Source organism: Vibrio rotiferianus (assembly GCF_002214395.1).
GTDB lineage: Bacteria > Pseudomonadota > Gammaproteobacteria > Enterobacterales > Vibrionaceae > Vibrio > Vibrio rotiferianus.
This window is the reverse complement of the sequence record NZ_CP018312.1, coordinates 1,583,408-1,598,884: the sequence shown is the minus strand read 5'-3', so window position 1 is coordinate 1,598,884 and position 15,477 is coordinate 1,583,408. Positions and strand designations below refer to the sequence as shown.

Annotated in this window: 13 protein-coding genes and 2 tRNA genes; 13 read left to right on the top strand and 2 right to left on the bottom strand. The window is 44.7% G+C overall.

From position 1 onward, the window contains the following. The first annotated feature begins 6 nt into the window (after positions 1-6). The 8 genes from hppD (at position 7) to BSZ04_RS16600 (ending at position 5,650) form a co-directional block, all read left to right on the top strand. Positions 7-1,080, top strand: coding sequence for a 4-hydroxyphenylpyruvate dioxygenase (hppD, locus tag BSZ04_RS16635; RefSeq protein ID WP_071235453.1), 1,074 nt, complete (start codon positions 7-9; stop codon positions 1,078-1,080). Then, entirely contained in the window at positions 1,073-2,203 is a 1,131-nt protein-coding gene (locus tag BSZ04_RS16630; RefSeq protein WP_088880889.1) for a homogentisate 1,2-dioxygenase, read from the top strand. Before hppD ends, BSZ04_RS16630 begins: the two co-directional genes overlap by 8 nt. Positions 2,204-2,212: 9 nt before the next feature. After that, positions 2,213-3,250: a fumarylacetoacetate hydrolase family protein gene (locus BSZ04_RS16625; protein ID WP_088880888.1), complete on the top strand. Its 1,038-nt coding sequence runs from the start codon at positions 2,213-2,215 to the stop codon at positions 3,248-3,250. A 20-nt stretch (positions 3,251-3,270) separates the two neighbouring features. After that, complete coding sequence (gene maiA / locus BSZ04_RS16620) at positions 3,271-3,939, top strand: maleylacetoacetate isomerase (protein ID WP_088880887.1); 669 nt, start codon at positions 3,271-3,273, stop codon at positions 3,937-3,939. 184 nt (positions 3,940-4,123) lie between these two features. Continuing rightward, a complete protein-coding gene (locus BSZ04_RS16615) occupies positions 4,124-4,786 on the top strand; it encodes a DUF2726 domain-containing protein (RefSeq protein ID WP_010447841.1) in 663 nt (220 codons plus the stop codon). A 146-nt stretch (positions 4,787-4,932) separates the two neighbouring features. Further along, positions 4,933-5,271 (top strand): hypothetical protein, encoded by a 339-nt coding sequence (locus tag BSZ04_RS16610; protein WP_010447842.1) that lies wholly within the window; start codon positions 4,933-4,935, stop codon positions 5,269-5,271. A gap of 179 nt (positions 5,272-5,450) precedes the next feature. Further along, positions 5,451-5,527 (top strand) — tRNA-Val (locus tag BSZ04_RS16605). A gap of 46 nt (positions 5,528-5,573) precedes the next feature. Further along, a tRNA-Val gene (locus tag BSZ04_RS16600) sits at positions 5,574-5,650 on the top strand. A 137-nt stretch (positions 5,651-5,787) separates the two neighbouring features. Here BSZ04_RS16600 and gltS read toward each other — a convergent pair. After that, positions 5,788-6,987 carry a sodium/glutamate symporter gene (gene gltS / locus BSZ04_RS16595; protein ID WP_088880886.1) on the bottom strand — a complete coding sequence of 400 codons (1,200 nt, stop codon included), beginning with the start codon at positions 6,985-6,987 and terminating at the stop codon, positions 5,788-5,790. 318 nt (positions 6,988-7,305) lie between these two features. On the opposite strand from gltS, the gene BSZ04_RS16590 reads away from it, so the two are divergent. The 5 genes from BSZ04_RS16590 (at position 7,306) to BSZ04_RS16570 (ending at position 14,445) form a co-directional block, all read left to right on the top strand. Next, positions 7,306-7,548 carry a hypothetical protein gene (locus BSZ04_RS16590; RefSeq protein WP_038890392.1) on the top strand — a complete coding sequence of 81 codons (243 nt, stop codon included), beginning with the start codon at positions 7,306-7,308 and terminating at the stop codon, positions 7,546-7,548. A gap of 100 nt (positions 7,549-7,648) precedes the next feature. Next, positions 7,649-8,731 (top strand): efflux RND transporter periplasmic adaptor subunit, encoded by a 1,083-nt coding sequence (locus BSZ04_RS16585; protein ID WP_161493761.1) that lies wholly within the window; start codon positions 7,649-7,651, stop codon positions 8,729-8,731. 1 nt (position 8,732) lies between these two features. After that, positions 8,733-11,792 carry an efflux RND transporter permease subunit gene (locus BSZ04_RS16580; RefSeq protein ID WP_088880884.1) on the top strand — a complete coding sequence of 1,020 codons (3,060 nt, stop codon included), beginning with the start codon at positions 8,733-8,735 and terminating at the stop codon, positions 11,790-11,792. A gap of 247 nt (positions 11,793-12,039) precedes the next feature. Then, positions 12,040-13,335, top strand: a complete 1,296-nt coding sequence (locus BSZ04_RS16575) for a MipA/OmpV family protein (protein ID WP_088880883.1) — start codon at positions 12,040-12,042, stop codon at positions 13,333-13,335. A 177-nt stretch (positions 13,336-13,512) separates the two neighbouring features. Continuing rightward, positions 13,513-14,445 (top strand): LysR family transcriptional regulator, encoded by a 933-nt coding sequence (locus tag BSZ04_RS16570; protein ID WP_088880882.1) that lies wholly within the window; start codon positions 13,513-13,515, stop codon positions 14,443-14,445. Positions 14,446-14,523: 78 nt separating this feature from the next. On the opposite strand, the gene BSZ04_RS16565 is transcribed toward BSZ04_RS16570, so the two are convergent. Continuing rightward, positions 14,524-15,477, bottom strand: a complete 954-nt coding sequence (locus BSZ04_RS16565) for a DUF2860 family protein (RefSeq protein ID WP_088880881.1) — start codon at positions 15,475-15,477, stop codon at positions 14,524-14,526.

Below are 15,477 nucleotides of genomic sequence, written 5' to 3'. Positions count from 1 at the left end.
AAAGTCATGGTGGACACCTACAACCCATTAGGAACGGATGGATTCGAATTTGTGGAATACACAGCGGCGAATAGCGAAGGCATTGAACAGTTAAAAGCGCTGTTTGTATCGTTGGGTTTTGCAGAGATCGCAAAACACCGTTCTAAAGAGGCTTGGCTGTACCGACAAGGTGACATCAGCTTTATCGTTAACGCCCAGCCACACAGTCAAGCAGAAGGCTTTGCTAAAGTTCACGGCCCATCGGTTTGTGGCATGGCGTTTCGTGTGAAAGACGCGAACGTTGCATTAAAGCAAGCGCTGGATAACGGTGGCGTTGAGTACAAAACTGAAATTGGTCCAATGGAGCTGAGCATTCCAGCGATATACGGTATTGGTGAAAGCCTCCTGTACTTCGTGGATCGTTACGGCAAGCAGAGTATTTACGATGTCGACTTCCGTTTCTATGACGATGCCGACGAGCGTTTAGCGAAAGCCGACGTTGGTATGTATGAAATTGACCATCTGACCCACAACGTGAAGCAAGGCAATATGGATGTGTGGTCAGGATTCTACGAGCGCATTGGTAACTTCCGCGAGATCCGCTATTTCGATATCGAAGGTAAACTGACCGGTCTTGTTAGCCGCGCAATGACCGCGCCTTGTGGCAAGATCCGCATTCCAATCAATGAATCTTCTGATGACAAGTCACAGATTGAAGAGTTCATTCGTGAATACAACGGCGAAGGTATTCAGCACATTGCGCTGACGACCGATGATATTTATCAAACCGTTCAAACGCTCCGTGATCGCGGCATGGAGTTTATGCCGACGCCAGACACCTACTATGAGAAAGTGGACGAGCGTGTGAAAGGGCACGGCGAAGATGTTAGCAAACTACGTGATTTACGAGTTTTAATAGACGGCGCACCGACCAAAGACGGCATTTTGCTGCAAATTTTCACTCAGACGGTAATCGGCCCGGTGTTCTTTGAAATCATTCAACGTAAAGGCAATGAGGGCTTTGGTGAAGGTAATTTCAAGGCGCTGTTTGAATCGATTGAAGAAGACCAAATCCGCCGAGGAGTACTAAGCGATGCATAAATGGATCACATTCCCTCATCGGGAGGGAGTGTGCTCCAAGCAAGCACATGCTGATTTCCCGGAAGAGGCAATTTACGAACGTGAAGCAGGTCGAAGTGGATTCTTTGGCCCAGCAGCACACTTTCATCATCAACATGCACCGACAGGTTGGTCTGAGTGGGAGGGGGACTTACGTCCGCGCGCTTTCGATTTCAACCTAGTTGAAACGGCGAGCCAGATTTCGCCTTGGGCAGTGCCACATCTTCTACACAACGCCAACTGTAAGGTTCGCGTGTGGCGTATGGACGAGAAGATGGACTTCTTGGTCCGCAACGCTGATGGTGATGAGCTGCTATTCATCCACCACGGAACGGCCGACCTTTATTGCGACTATGGTCATCTCAAAGTGAGTGAAGGGGATTACGTGATGATCCCGCGCTCGACCAGTTGGCGTTTAGATCCAAGTGAACCGATGTTCGTACTGATGATTGAAAACACCGATGCCGCTTATTCTTTGCCAGAAAAAGGCATGGTGGGCAATCATGCGGTGTTCGACCCAGCAGTACTGGAAACGCCTTCGATTAACGACGAATTTCGCGCGCAATACTCAGAAGAGCAAACACAGGTACAGGTGAAGCGTCACGATCAAGTCAGCGTCATTACTTATCCATTCAATCCACTTGATGCCATTGGTTGGCATGGTGACTTAGCGGTGGTGAAAGTGAACTGGCGTGATATTCGACCGTTGATGTCGCATCGTTATCACTTACCGCCTTCCGCACATACCACATTTGTTGGTGCAGGATTCGTGGTGTGTACGTTTGTACCTCGTCCAATCGAGAGCGACCCTGGTGCTCTGAAGGTGCCGTTCTATCATAATAATGACGATTATGACGAAGTCTTGTTCTACCATGCAGGGGATTTCTTCAGCCGTGACAACATAGAAGCAGGCATGGTGACTTTCCATCCGGCGGGCTTTACACACGGGCCACACCCGAAAGCGTTCAAAGCAGGTCAGGAATATAAGAAGAAGTTTACTGATGAAGTGGCAGTGATGATTGATACGCGTCACGCACTCGAGTTTTCTGACGAGCTCGATAAGGTTGAAAACAAAGAATACGTCTATAGCTGGCAAGAGAAGTAAGGGGCAAGGATGAAATTAGCAACCAAGAAAAATGGCACTCGTGATGGTCTGTTGATGGTCGTGAGCAAAGACCTGACACAATGTGTTCCGGCAACTGAAATTTTCCACGCGATGCATCTCGCGCCAACCATGCAAGTGGCATTGGATAATTGGGACAGAGTCGCTCCACAACTGGAAGAGCTTTATAGCGCATTAAATAGCGGTGACGTATCGGGATGCGAAGAGTTTGAATCCCACTATCTAGAGTCACCACTACCTCGCGCATATCAATGGGCAGACGGAAGTGCGTACGTCAATCACGTCGAGCTAGTGCGTAAAGCGCGCGGTGCAGAAATGCCGGAAAGCTTTTGGGCTGATCCGCTTATGTATCAAGGTGGTTCAGATACGTTTATTGGCCCTTGTGACAACATTGAATTTGCCAGCGACGAGTGGGGCATCGATTTCGAAGGTGAAGTTGCGGTGATCACAGGTGATGTTCCGATGGGAGCAAGCATTGCCGAAGCGCAAGAATCGATTCGTCTCATCATGTTGGTCAATGATGTTTCGTTACGCGGTTTGATCCCAGCAGAGCTCGCCAAAGGTTTTGGCTTCTTCCAATCAAAACCGTCATCGGCGTTCTCTCCCGTTGCGGTAACACCAGATGAACTTGGCGAAGCATGGTATGAGAATAAAGTGCATCTGCCGCTTGTCTCAACCTACAATCACAAGCCGTTTGGCTGCCCGAATGCTGGGGTTGATATGACGTTTGATTTCGCTGATTTGATTGTCCATGCTAGCAAAACCCGTCCACTTTCTGCTGGGGCGATTATTGGTTCTGGTACGGTATCGAACAAGCAGGGCACCGAGCATGGTACCTCTATCGAAGAAGGTGGTGTGGGCTACTCGTGTATTGCAGAGGTGCGAATGATTGAAACCATTCGTGATGGTAAGCCATCGACACGGTTTATGTCGTTTGGTGACGCAATCAAGCTAGAGATGTTTGACGCAGATGGTAACTCGATTTTTGGCGCGATTGATCAGCAAGTCAGCCAATACCTAAAACACTAACAGTGAGAGGTAAGGAAGCGATGAGCGATAACATCACCCTCTATGGCTATTGGCGTTCTTCGGCGGCTTATCGAGTTCGCATTTGTTTAAACTTGAAAGCCTTGGGTTACGATTCAAAATCGGTTCATTTGGTACGTAATGGCGGCGAGCAGCACAGCGCGGAATATCATGAGTTAAACGCTTCTGAACTCGTGCCAGTGCTGGTGGATGGTGATGTTCAGTTAAATCAGTCTCTTGCCATCATTCAGTATCTCGATGAGCAGTATCCTCAAGTACCAGTGATTCCAGAGCAATCGCCGCTGAGATACCAAGTATTAGCAATGGCTCAAGATATCGCGATGGAAATTCACCCTCTTAACAACTTGCGCGTGTTGCAGTATCTAGAAGGGGCGCTGTCTTGTGACCAAGAGACAAAAATCGAATGGATTCATCATTGGGTAAATCAAGGCTTTACGGCACTGGAAGAGAAGCTAACTCAGCATCGACAACAGCATGGAAACTGTACCTACAGTGTGACTGACGCTCCCTCTGTTATTGATATTTGCTTAGTGCCGCAAGTGTACAACGCGTTGCGATTTGGCGTGGACTTGATACCTTATCCAGTGATCAATTCGATTGTAGAGGCGTGTAATCAACTGCCAGCGTTTATTGATGCCATGCCTGAGAATCAAGCCGACGCAAATAGCTAACACTTTCTTTGTACCTTAACGATTAACAAACGGGCTCCAGTTGAGCCCGTTTATATTCTTGTTTGATTAACGCAAATCGCCCGCTACTGTTATTATCACCCCGCAATTTTTATCAGTTTTGTTGCTCTGCTGTAGTTTTCCCATTAGGCTTTGAGTAACTGTTTGTTTTGGGCGCACTTTATCTATGACCAACATCTTTATCATTGTTGTTCTTCTGGTTGTTTTCTTCTTTATTATTCAAAAGTATGTTGTGAAGCAGGATGATACGAAAGATTATCCGTATCGTTCTAAAGGACCAGTATTGAAAGGGCCAGAAAGCGCGTTTTTCAATGCATTGCGAGCTGCGGTAGGTGAGCACGGAGTCGTACTTGCCAAGGTTAATATGTCCAACGTCGTTGTTCCAAAGGACATTAAAAACAAGAAACAGTTTTTCGTTGCGAGTAACAGAATCTCACGTAGTTACTTTGATTACGTTATCTGCGATCCGAGAACGTTAGAGCCAAGAGTGATCATTGAACTGGACAATGGTCAGCAACTTCATAAAGGTAAAGTCGAGCGCCAAAAGTTGCTGATGCATGTATGCAAATCGGCGAATTTACCTTTGATTGGCGCATCGGTAAAACACAGCTACCAAGTCGGCCGTTTACGCCGCTTATTGGCCGCGCATATTGATTTGATTGAGCCTGATAAAGAAATACGTTTTTGCAAGAAGTGTGGCAGCCCGATGATCATTAGAACGGCAAGCCAAGGAGATTTTAAAGGGAGACGATTCTTTACTTGTAGCCGTCAACCAAACTGTACTTACACCGAAAACTATAATGTGGTGTTTGATACAGAAAGTGAATAGATGCTGCTAGCATGTCGCTTTTAAGAGAGGCCTCGACTCACTAGTCGAAGCCTTTTTGTTTATGTAAGGCCATAAGAACCGCACTTTGCAACAGTGGCTCCGATAGCTCCTATACTTTGATAAAGAAAGAAGAATAGGGACGTGTTATGCGATATGGATGGATTCTTTCTGCACTGCTACTCGCATTCAGTAGCAACGCTCAGCAGTCACTCAAACCACTTGAATGCCAACTGATAGACACACCGCAAGACCACTTCTTGTTTTATCGTGAGCAGATGGTTTACCACAGCGAGCAGTTTGCGATTTTCCAGAACTTTAAGGGGAGGGTGAGTACACAAGTAGATCTTAAAACTGGCGAACTGATCCGCACGACGTACATTGGTGAACCGTTTGAACCGAAATATCAGATTCTGTTTGGCTACTGTCCAAATGTGTCGCAAGTTCTGCAGATTTGGATGCTGAATGAAGTGCCTTATGATAATTAATCTAAAACACAAAAGTTAAGTAGATCACACTTTTACGCCCAGTCAGGAGTGGCTTTGACGATAAAATCGTCTGAAAACGGGCGTTGAGTTTAGATTTTCGCCAAACGATTCAAAGTTAGTTAATTTATACTTGCACCCCTCATAGGATATAGCTAATATCCTTCTCGTTCTTAAGGAATGGGTCCGTAGCTCAGTTGGTTAGAGTACTACCTTGACATGGTAGGGGTCGGCGATTCGAGTTCGCCCGGACCCACCACTCCTTAAAGCCATACTAAAACCAAAGTATGCTGAACATTAAATTTGGGTCCGTAGCTCAGTTGGTTAGAGTACTACCTTGACATGGTAGGGGTCGGCGATTCGAGTTCGCCCGGACCCACCAAATTTAGTTCCTCGTGAACAAACGCAAAGCCCGCTAGTCTAGCGGGCTTTGTTGTATCTGGACATAGCTTTCTTTTCTTAGTTCTTCGATTATCCTTTGCTTTATCAGTTATTTATATTCCTGCCTTTAAACCTTCCTTACAGCCCAACAGTAATAAACGAATTGATAATTAGGGCGTTAGCGATATCTATAAAGAACCCACACACTAAAGGTACGATGATAAATGCTTTATGTGCAGCGCCATATTGCTGTGTCACGGCTGTCATATTGACGATGGCTGTCGCTGTCGAGCCTAGCGTAATACCGCCAAAGCCTGAGCCTATCACCGCCGCTTCGTAGTCTTTCCCCATAAAACGGAATACTACCCAAATGGTAAAGGCGATGGAGAGTGCCACTTGGAAGAACATTACGGTTGCAAGGAACATTATCGTACTTTGTAGCTGCCAAAGTTGAAGTCCCATCAACGCCATCGTTAAGAACATACCCAAACAAATATCCGAGATAAGTGCATGACCAAGTTGGGCGTTTTTGTTTTTTTCTTTGCGTAGCAGCAGAGACTTGCCATTTCCAATCAAAATACCAGCGACGAGACAGGCGACAAACATAGGAAGTTGCAAGCCAATTGCTTCAAACCCTAGGTTGATGAAGTACCCAACGATTAGGCTCAAGTTGAGCATGAGCCAAGCGTACAAGTAACCAAAGTGGTCAAGTTTAGTTTTTTCGTTGTGACAAACCCCAATATCTAAGTTGTGATCTGTATTTGGAGTCAGTTTGTGTCTTTTGATCAGGTAGTTAGCGATAGGTCCGCCAACTAAACACGCGGAAATTAGGCCGAGAGTATTGGCTGCAAGGCCAACCTCAGCCGCCCCCTCTAGCCCCATATCTGCGAAGGCTGGAGACCATGCCATTGTCGTACCCACCCCACCGATCAGTGAAATTGAACCTGCCATCAAACCAAGTAAAGGTTCTAACCCCAGCAATGAAGCGATACTGACCCCGATGATGTTTTGTAAAACAATATAGATAACGGCAAGTAAAGTGAGAACAAATAATGGCTTACCGCCAGATATTAGCGTTTTAAAACTGGCGCTGAGACCAATTCCTGCAAAAAAGTAGAGCAGCAAGGTGTCTCTTATCGCCAAATCAAACTCGATTGTTAGATCAAATATTGAATAAACAATGGCGACAATAAGTGCACAAATAAACCCACCAATGACGGGTTCTGGAATACTGTATTTTTGCAAAACTTTAAAACGCATCGTGGCAAACTTGCCGATAAACAGCAAAACGATAGCGAGGGTAAAAGAAAGAAACCCATCAATTTCTATAACTTGCATAATTCAATAACCTAATTCGTAAAGTGTTATGTGTTGGTTGCTATGCCATGTGTCGAGTCAGGGTGAAAAAGAACACTAGATAACTCGAAAATATAATCAGAGCAGGAATGTAGCCTTTCATCTTTCTCTCCTGTTCAAAGTGTTGAACCTAGTTTGCTTGAACGGGTGTTGGATCGACACGAATAGGAGATATTCAATTTTGGTGAGCTCTAGTCATCACCGTTCCAAATCTGAATATCTCTAACCCATAGTCATGTCTAAAGCCTTTCTTTTAATGTTTACCTATTCCCAATTTCTTTCGTGAATAAGGAGTGGTACATGCGATACATCAAGAAACTCATTTCTACATTGGCATCAATGAACTACTACAGTGGCGGTAACGATCTCTTAGATGACCACTCGACTTCCACTTATCTCCAGTTTGTTTCAGAGGAATCTTTAACGAGTCATCGACAGAACAATGTGCCTTGTGAATGCCAGATTCCTGCTTGTCTGAGTGGAGAAGTGCAAAAGGTAGAAGTGGCTAATGCAAAAATGAATAACTCTTATCCGTCGAGTTAATTTCTCGACTCGTTACACTGCTCAGCAAAAGGAAAACAAATAGGGATGAATAGCGTGGATGACACACGTGACTAATCAATTAATTCATTTGGAGATGGTTGTGAAAAACTCGAATACTTTAAAAGCTCAGAAATTACGCCCAGTAGCAATGGCGATGACCATGGCATTTTCTGTGCTGCTCACTGGTTGTAAATCGGAAGCTGAAGTTGAGGTGTCAAAGCCTGTTGTTCGTCCCGTGTTTGTTGAGGTGGTGTCGAATGTTCAAGTCGCTGACTTATCATTTAGCGGCACGATTTCTTCTGCAAGCCGCGCTGATTTGTCGTTTCGAACTAGCGGACGTGTGGTAGATATGCTGGTTAAGGAAGGCGATCAAGTGGAAGAAGGCCAACTGATTGCGAAACTAGACTCGGCTGATGCAGAGATTGCACTTACCTCTGCACGAGTCGAACTAAACAATGCCCGCTCTGAGTACCAGCGAGCGAAGACGCTGTTTGAACAACGCCAGTCAATTTCTAAAAGCCAGTTTGAAGAGCTTACGCTGCGTTTTAACTTAGCGCAAAATCAGCATGCAGAAGCACTGCGCCGCCTTGATGATACTAATCTTAGAGCCCCTTTTTCTGGCGTTGTGAGTCGTACTCTTATTGATAACCATGTGTTGGTACAGAGCAATGAAGTGGTCGCGTCATTGCATGACTTGTCTCAACTTGATGTCACTATTCAAGTACCTGAGAGTGTCATGACACGTAATACTAAGGCGACGCAAATCTTTGCTCAGTCGCCTATTGCACCGTATGAAAAGTTGTCACTGACACTAAAAAAGTATGAGACAGAGCCTGACCCTGTAACAGGCACTTATGCCGTTACGTTTGCTGTAGATTCGACAGAAGGCAGTCGCTTGCTACCGGGAATGAACGTTCAAGTTTACTCCAGTGGGCAGAAGGGCGAGACAACAGCGATCCAAGTGCCACTTTCGGCAGTGGTTCCAAACAATATGGGCAATCAATATGTCTGGGTGGTAGACGGACAAAATACCTTGAGTAAGAGAACGGTTTTCACCGGCTCCTTGAATGGCGAGCGTGTTCAAGTTTCTAACTTGCAGTTAGGAGAGAAAGTCGTGGTTTCCGGCACTCAAAAACTTCAAGAGGGCATCGCTGTACGTCCTCAAGTAGCGGAGGCTTACTAAGATGAATATCGCGAAATACACCATAGCAAAACGCACAAGTGTGTGGGTGATGGTTGCTCTAATGCTTATTGGAGGATACATCAGCTACTTGAAGTTGGGTCGCTTTGAAGATCCTGAGTTTGTTATTCGCCAATCGGTTATTGTGACGCCATATCCGGGTGCTACGGCTCAAGAGGTTGCTGATGAAGTGACGGATGTGATTGAAGGTGCTGCGCAATCTTTGCAAGAGGTAAAAGAAATCACCTCAGTGTCGAAGCAGGGAATGTCGGAAGTCACGGTTGAAATTAAACGTGAATTCTCCAATACGGAAGCTGAGCTACAACAGGTGTGGGATAAGTTGAGAAGAAAGGTAAGTGATGCTCAACGTTCTTTGCCTCCTGGTGCTGCGCCATCCATTGTGAATGACGACTTTGCCGATGTATATGCTCAGTTTTATGCCGTGACTGGTGATGGCTTTACCGATAAGCAGTTGCAAGATTATGTGGACACGCTGCGCAGAGAGTTGGTGTTGGTGCCTGGCGTTTCTAAGACAGCAACGCTTGCAGAGAAGCAAGAAACGATTTTTGTCGAAATCTCAAGTGACCGCTTGGCTCAGTTTGGCGTGTCAGCTCAACAAGTCTACCAAGTATTAGAAAAGCAAAATGTCGTGACCGTTGCTGGTGCGTTAAATACAGATGGTATGCGTATTTCAGTCATTCCAAGCGCAAGCATCAGCTCATTTGAACAGTTGAAGTCATTACAAATTGGTTTGGGGGACAGTAATACGGTGATGCGTTTGCAGGATATTGCAAATGTGACACGTGGTTACGAAGAGCCTTCATCCGTTTTAATGCGCTATAACGGAGAGCGAGCAATTGGCTTGGGTATCTCAAACGTTGCAGGTGGAAATGTCGTTGAGATGGGTGATGCTGTTAAAGCACGCATTGCGGAATTAGAGGCACAGCGACCACATGGTATTGAACTTCATGAAATCTCTATTCAATCTGACTCTGTTCGCGACTCTGTAGCTGACTTCATTAACAACTTAATCGCGGCAGTGGTTATTGTATTCATCGTTCTACTGCTTTTCATGGGAGTGAGAACGGGCATCGTCATTGGTTTTGTTCTGACGCTAACGGTAGCGGGTACGTTGATCATTATGCTGATCGACGACATTGCAATGCAGCGCATCTCACTTGGCGCGCTTATCATTGCGCTCGGTATGTTGGTTGATAATGCCATTGTAGTAACTGACGGTGTAATAACTCGATTACAGAAGAATCCAAACGCTGATAAAAAATCAGTCATCAACGACATCGTTAATGAGACAAAAATGCCTTTGCTCGGCGGAACTATCGTTGGTATCTGTGCATTTAGCGCCATTGGTTTGTCTCCATCGAACATGGGTGAATACGCAGGCTCTCTATTTTGGGTCATCTTGTATTCGATGTTCCTAAGTTGGGTGTTAGCAATCACTGTGACGCCGTTACTTTGTCATGATTTTTTGAAGGTAAATAAAGATAAGCAAGACAAAGCGCCGAGCAAAGTCAGCCTTTGGTACAAATCAACATTAGAGTGGGTGCTAAACAACCAAAAGAAAGGGTTAGCGATTGTTATTTTGGTCTTTCTAGCAGGTGTGAAGATGTTCAGCTACGTTCCGCCAGGCTTTATGCCAGAATCCCAACGAGAGCAGTTTGTGATTGATGTCTTTCTTCCTCAAGGTGCAGATATTCTAACGACAGAAAGTGTCATGTTAGAAATTGAGCGTGATGTCAAAGCAAAAGAGGGTGTAACGAATACGACGACGTTTATTGGCTCAGGTGGTTTACGCTTTATGCTGACTTACTCACCAGAAGCCCAAAACACAAGCTACGCACAAATGCTGGTGGATGTGAATGATTTTAAAGTGATTGAGCCGCTTATCGAAGAGCTTCAAGTTGAGCTTAATGAGCGATATGAGCAGGCGTCGGTTAATGTGTGGAAGTTTATGTTGGGACCTGGCGGTGGCAAGAAGATTGAAGCTGCGTTTAGCGGCCCAGATAGCAATGTGTTAAGACAACTCGCAGAGCAAGCAAAGCAATTGATGGCAGAGACACCAGAACTGGTTGCTATTCAAGATGATTGGCGCCAGCAAGTGCCGGTTGTGAAGCCTGTCTACGCTTCGGATCGTGCTCAGCAGTTTGGTCTGACAACGCAAGAATTGAATCAAGCATTGGAGCAGTCGTTAATTGGTTCCCGAGTGGGTGTTTACCGTGAAGGGAATGATTTGGTTCCGATTGTTGTCAGAGCACCAGAAAGCGAGCGTACGCATGAGCGAAGCATCGAGAATACACAAGTATTTAGTCCGACTGCAGGTCAGTACTTACAGCTCGCACAGTTTGTCGACCGTGTTGATTTGGAGTGGCAGGACTCAATGTTACGCCGTATCGATCGCGTACCAACAATTATGGCTCAAGCTGACCCTCGCTCAGGAGTATTAACTTCAGAAGCGCTAGATGCGGTCAAAGAGAAGATTGAAAACATGCCTCTACCTGTCGGTTACCAACTCGAGTGGTTTGGTGAATATAAGGACGCAAAAGAGGCGGATGAAGGCTTAATGATATCTGCTCCATATGGCTTTGCAGCAATGGTGTTGGCAGTTGTATTCATGTTCAATGGTGTTCGTCAGGCATTGGTTATCTGGTGTACGGTTCCGCTAGCAGTACTTGGTGTCGCTATTGGTTTGGTCGTCTTCCAAACGCCATTTGAATTTATGGCGACGCTAGGCTTCTTGAGCTTGGTCGGAATGATGGTGAAAAATGCAATCGTCTTAGTTGATCAAGCCGAGAATGAAGTCAACAACGGCAAAGCAGCGTACGACGCTATTATCGATGCCGCAATGAGCAGAGCGCGACCTGTTATTCTTGGTGCAACAACGACCATTCTTGGTGTAGCTCCATTGCTGGTAGACCCGTTTTTCAAGAGTATGGCAGTGACCATTATGTTCGGTCTTCTATTCGCAACGGTTCTGACGTTGGTGGTGATACCTCTGAACTACGCGTTGTTCTTCCGAGTAAAACCGAAAGCTACTTTAGCTCAATAACTCATCTAAATTTCACCTTAAGCCCATCATCGATGGGCTTATTTGTGTTTGCTCGTATGGCTAACGAAAGCCTGCTATTTCATCAAATATGAATAACTGTAAAACGTGTCGATTGATGCGTCACTTCAATAGAATCTTTGTGTAAAGGATATTTGAGGTCAATGTTTCAAGGCATTGGTAATCATCTAAGGAGGGTGAGTAATTAAAGAGTGCCTCTTGCACTCTAGCAAAATGAAAAGAGTGAAAGATGAAGCATAAATTTGTACTACCTCTACTTTTTACGGTTCCGTTATCGATAGCGAGTGAACTTGAGTATTCTGCCATTGAGAAAGAAGAAAGCTGGGGAGTTGGGATTGGTGTCAGAAGCGCCTCTATGCCTTTTAAAACGGACGGAAACACCGTTAACGACGTGATGCCATTGCTATTCTACAAAGGTGACAACTTCTATCTCGATGGCGCGTCTGGTGGTTACCACTTGTATCAAAGTCGTGATTTTAGTGTTGGACTGGCTGCTCAAATGCGCTTTTTTGATATTCCACGGTACGCGCAGAACGAGATTCAAGGATCGCAGATTGATTTTGGGGCGAAAGCCATATGGCATTATTCTCCGAAAGTCGACGTTAGTCTGGAGGTACTCAGCGACAATGATGGTCGTATGTACTCGAACCTGACAGGCGATTACCAACTAGAGGGGAAAGGGTGGGAAGCTTCTCTTTACGCTTCATTGAGAGCGAAATCATCTCGGTTTAATAACACTTACTATGGTCTTCAAATCGATGATATTGGCTCCGGTGTCGATAGCAAGGTTGGCGTCAAAGGTCGTACCCAGATCTACCAAAACCTTTATGCGGTTGGTCATTTTGGTGCCACCTTTTTTGACCACGATACTTACTCTAGCCAGACCATAGATTCACATACCCAATGGGAAGGCTACTTGGGGTTGGCGATGTTTGGTAGCTCAATAGGTTCTCCACAAGCAAAACTGCCCGATGGGGCATATCTTCGTTTAGCCAGTGGACTAGCGACACAATCAGGTCCAACTGAGATATTCATGTTTGACAACGAGACAGACCCTGATAGAAACACCATGATGTCGGTCTTCTATGGGCACCCTTTGGCAGGTTCAGTGTTTGGCCTCCCACTCGATTTTTATTTAACACCAGGCTACGTTTACCATCATAGCTCTGATACTCAGAGCTCCTTTGATGAATATGTATTGGCTATAAAGGCTTACTACACATTTGATTGGGCGGTTAGAACTCGATTAGGTTTTGCTGAAGGCATTTCTTACAGCACCAAAATTAGCCAAATTGAGAACAAAAACTTAAATGATAAAGGCTATAAGCCAAGTAAGTTGATGAACTATTTAGACTTCAGTGCGGATGTGAATATGGGAGATTTGTTAAACAACAACTCTCTAAGCAATTTGTGGTTGGGTTATAGCTTGCATCATCGTTCTGGCATCTTTACCAGCACGTCTGCTTTTGGAAGAATCAAAGGGGGAAGTGACTACAACTCGCTCTATTTACAGTGGCATTTCTAAGTCTGTTTATTGTTTAAAACCGCCAATTAGGCGGTTTTTTTCTACCTGTTTCTAGGTGCTGTTGATCTTTCGTGGTTAAATTTTGTTCGAGATAAAAGTTCGATAAACAACTAAGCTAACAGTACTTTATGATATGTTGTAAACAAGAGTGACATAGACAATGGATAGAAAAGCGTCATGGATAAGAACCTTGAAGGTCTAGATTTGAACTTACTGCGGCTGTTAAAAGTGGTGGTAGAAACTCGGAATACCTCTGTTGCTGCAGAAAAGTTAGGTATATCTCAAACCAGCGTAAGCCGCGGAATGGCAAAGCTCAGAGAAACATTTGGCGATCAACTTTTTATTAGGAAGGCACATGGTGTAGAGCCTTCCGAGCTGGCAGAGAAGCTGGCAGAAGCAGCAGAGCATATGCTGATACCGTTTACTCAAGTACTTGAAGCTTATCAAGAGTTCAACCCTGAAGAGTACGAAGGAAGCGTTGTTATTGCTGTGGAATTAACGTTGCTTGATGTCTTCGGCAGAGGGCTGTTTCAATCTCTCTCCAAAGCACTGCCTAAAGCTAAGTTTAAAATCACCTATTGGCAGCAGAACTCGCTGCAAGAGCTCTTGGACCGAGAGGTCGACTACATGCTGCATTACACCCTGTTCCAACTTCCACAAGATATCTATGTTCATCATCTGTCAGACATTGTTGTTAATCTGGTTGCCAGAAAAGATCATCCAATACTCAGCAGAACGTCAGACTGGGATGAAGTAAAAACCATTCCTCGAGTCAAATACGCCTCAGATTCAAACATTGCAAAACATGATATGTACGATGAGTTGTTTCTTGCTCAGGGGGTAGAGCCGAATATTACGTTGATCAGTCACAGCGTACCTGTGATGGTAGACAAACTAATTCATTCAGACGCAATGGCTTTTAGTAGCAGCTACCTCCTTATGCACGATGATAGACTTGCTTGTTATCCATTGCCCCAAATGCCGGAGCGGATAAAAACGGTGAGCGTCTCTGGAGGGTATTTACAGTCGAAAAGGGGTTATCCTCTTAATCAACACATACACCAAGCAGTGCAAAACTTTTTTAATTCTATTGTTCAGCCTGCTAACTAGTAACCCGTTTATTTTTCTAGATGATAAAAAGCCTCTACGGTATTACCAATAGAGGCTTTTTAATTATTATAATTAGGTTTAAAACTTGTAACTAAGACCTACGGTCGCTAGATATTCTTCATTTTTATAAAAATCAATATTTGAGTCATTGTAATTCATTCCAGCGAAAGAAATTAAATTCCAATTATTGAGTCCAGCGATATTTGCATATTCGTATGCAACAAATAGTTTGTGTCGATTATCTGAACGTGTTTTACCGTAGAGTGAGTTATGGCCATCATAATCGCGATATCCATAGCTACCAGTCAAAGCCAAAGTATGTGCATTGTGAGTTAAGAAGTAAGTCATTTCAACTTCATACTGATCGTAGGTTTCTGCTTTACCATCCGCATCATTATGTAGGTATCCAAAGCTCGTGCTTAAGCCCATGTTTGGGGCAATGTGATTTAAGTAACTGCCTTTCACATAGTACATATCACTATCACGTAATAGTTCAGATTGCTGAATGCGTTCTTGGTCTACTTCTGTTGTGGCGTAAGCCATATCAACAGAGAAGCCTGAACCCGCAATATTACTCACTTTTAGGCGGTATGCATGGCCGTCGATGTCGGTTTCACTACGACGTCCTTCTAGGTATGGGTCTTTCCAAACTTCACCAGACAATACAGTTGGGAGGTAGGCAACATCAATTTGAGTTCCGTTTTTCATGTCATACTGATAGCCAAGTTCAAAAGCAAGATCACCAACAGCCAAGTCATCACGAGATGTACCTAAATAAACGCGTTGGTTGCGATCTAAACCAAGATCATAAGCTAGGGTGCCTAACGGGATTGCCACAAAATCATCATTGTGTGAGCCTTTTTTTGTGCGATCTGTCAGCAATGCATCGCTTTCTGTACTGAGATTTGAGTTTGTCGACATATACCCACTTGCTAAAATGATTTCACCACTAAATCGTGAAGAATCTAGCGCGAATGCACTGCTTGCAAATGAAGATAGAATTGCGACTGATAGAATGCTTTTTTTGTTCAT

Excerpts from the sequence above, each read along its gene's own strand:
- BSZ04_RS16610 (WP_010447842.1), top strand. The coding sequence starts at position 4,933 with ATGCGATATGGATGGATTCTTTCTGCACTGCTACTCGCATTCAGTAGC.
- BSZ04_RS16615 (WP_010447841.1), top strand. The coding sequence starts at position 4,124 with ATGACCAACATCTTTATCATTGTTGTTCTTCTGGTTGTTTTCTTCTTT.
- maiA (WP_088880887.1), top strand. The coding sequence starts at position 3,271 with ATGAGCGATAACATCACCCTCTATGGCTATTGGCGTTCTTCGGCGGCT.
- BSZ04_RS16590 (WP_038890392.1), top strand. The coding sequence starts at position 7,306 with ATGCGATACATCAAGAAACTCATTTCTACATTGGCATCAATGAACTAC.
- BSZ04_RS16575 (WP_088880883.1), top strand. The coding sequence starts at position 12,040 with ATGAAGCATAAATTTGTACTACCTCTACTTTTTACGGTTCCGTTATCG.
- BSZ04_RS16570 (WP_088880882.1), top strand. The coding sequence starts at position 13,513 with ATGGATAAGAACCTTGAAGGTCTAGATTTGAACTTACTGCGGCTGTTA.
- BSZ04_RS16580 (WP_088880884.1), top strand. The coding sequence starts at position 8,733 with ATGAATATCGCGAAATACACCATAGCAAAACGCACAAGTGTGTGGGTG.
- gltS (WP_088880886.1), bottom strand. The coding sequence starts at position 6,987 with ATGCAAGTTATAGAAATTGATGGGTTTCTTTCTTTTACCCTCGCTATC.
- BSZ04_RS16625 (WP_088880888.1), top strand. The coding sequence starts at position 2,213 with ATGAAATTAGCAACCAAGAAAAATGGCACTCGTGATGGTCTGTTGATG.
- BSZ04_RS16565 (WP_088880881.1), bottom strand. The coding sequence starts at position 15,477 with ATGAACAAAAAAAGCATTCTATCAGTCGCAATTCTATCTTCATTTGCA.
- hppD (WP_071235453.1), top strand. The coding sequence starts at position 7 with ATGGTGGACACCTACAACCCATTAGGAACGGATGGATTCGAATTTGTG.
- BSZ04_RS16630 (WP_088880889.1), top strand. The coding sequence starts at position 1,073 with ATGCATAAATGGATCACATTCCCTCATCGGGAGGGAGTGTGCTCCAAG.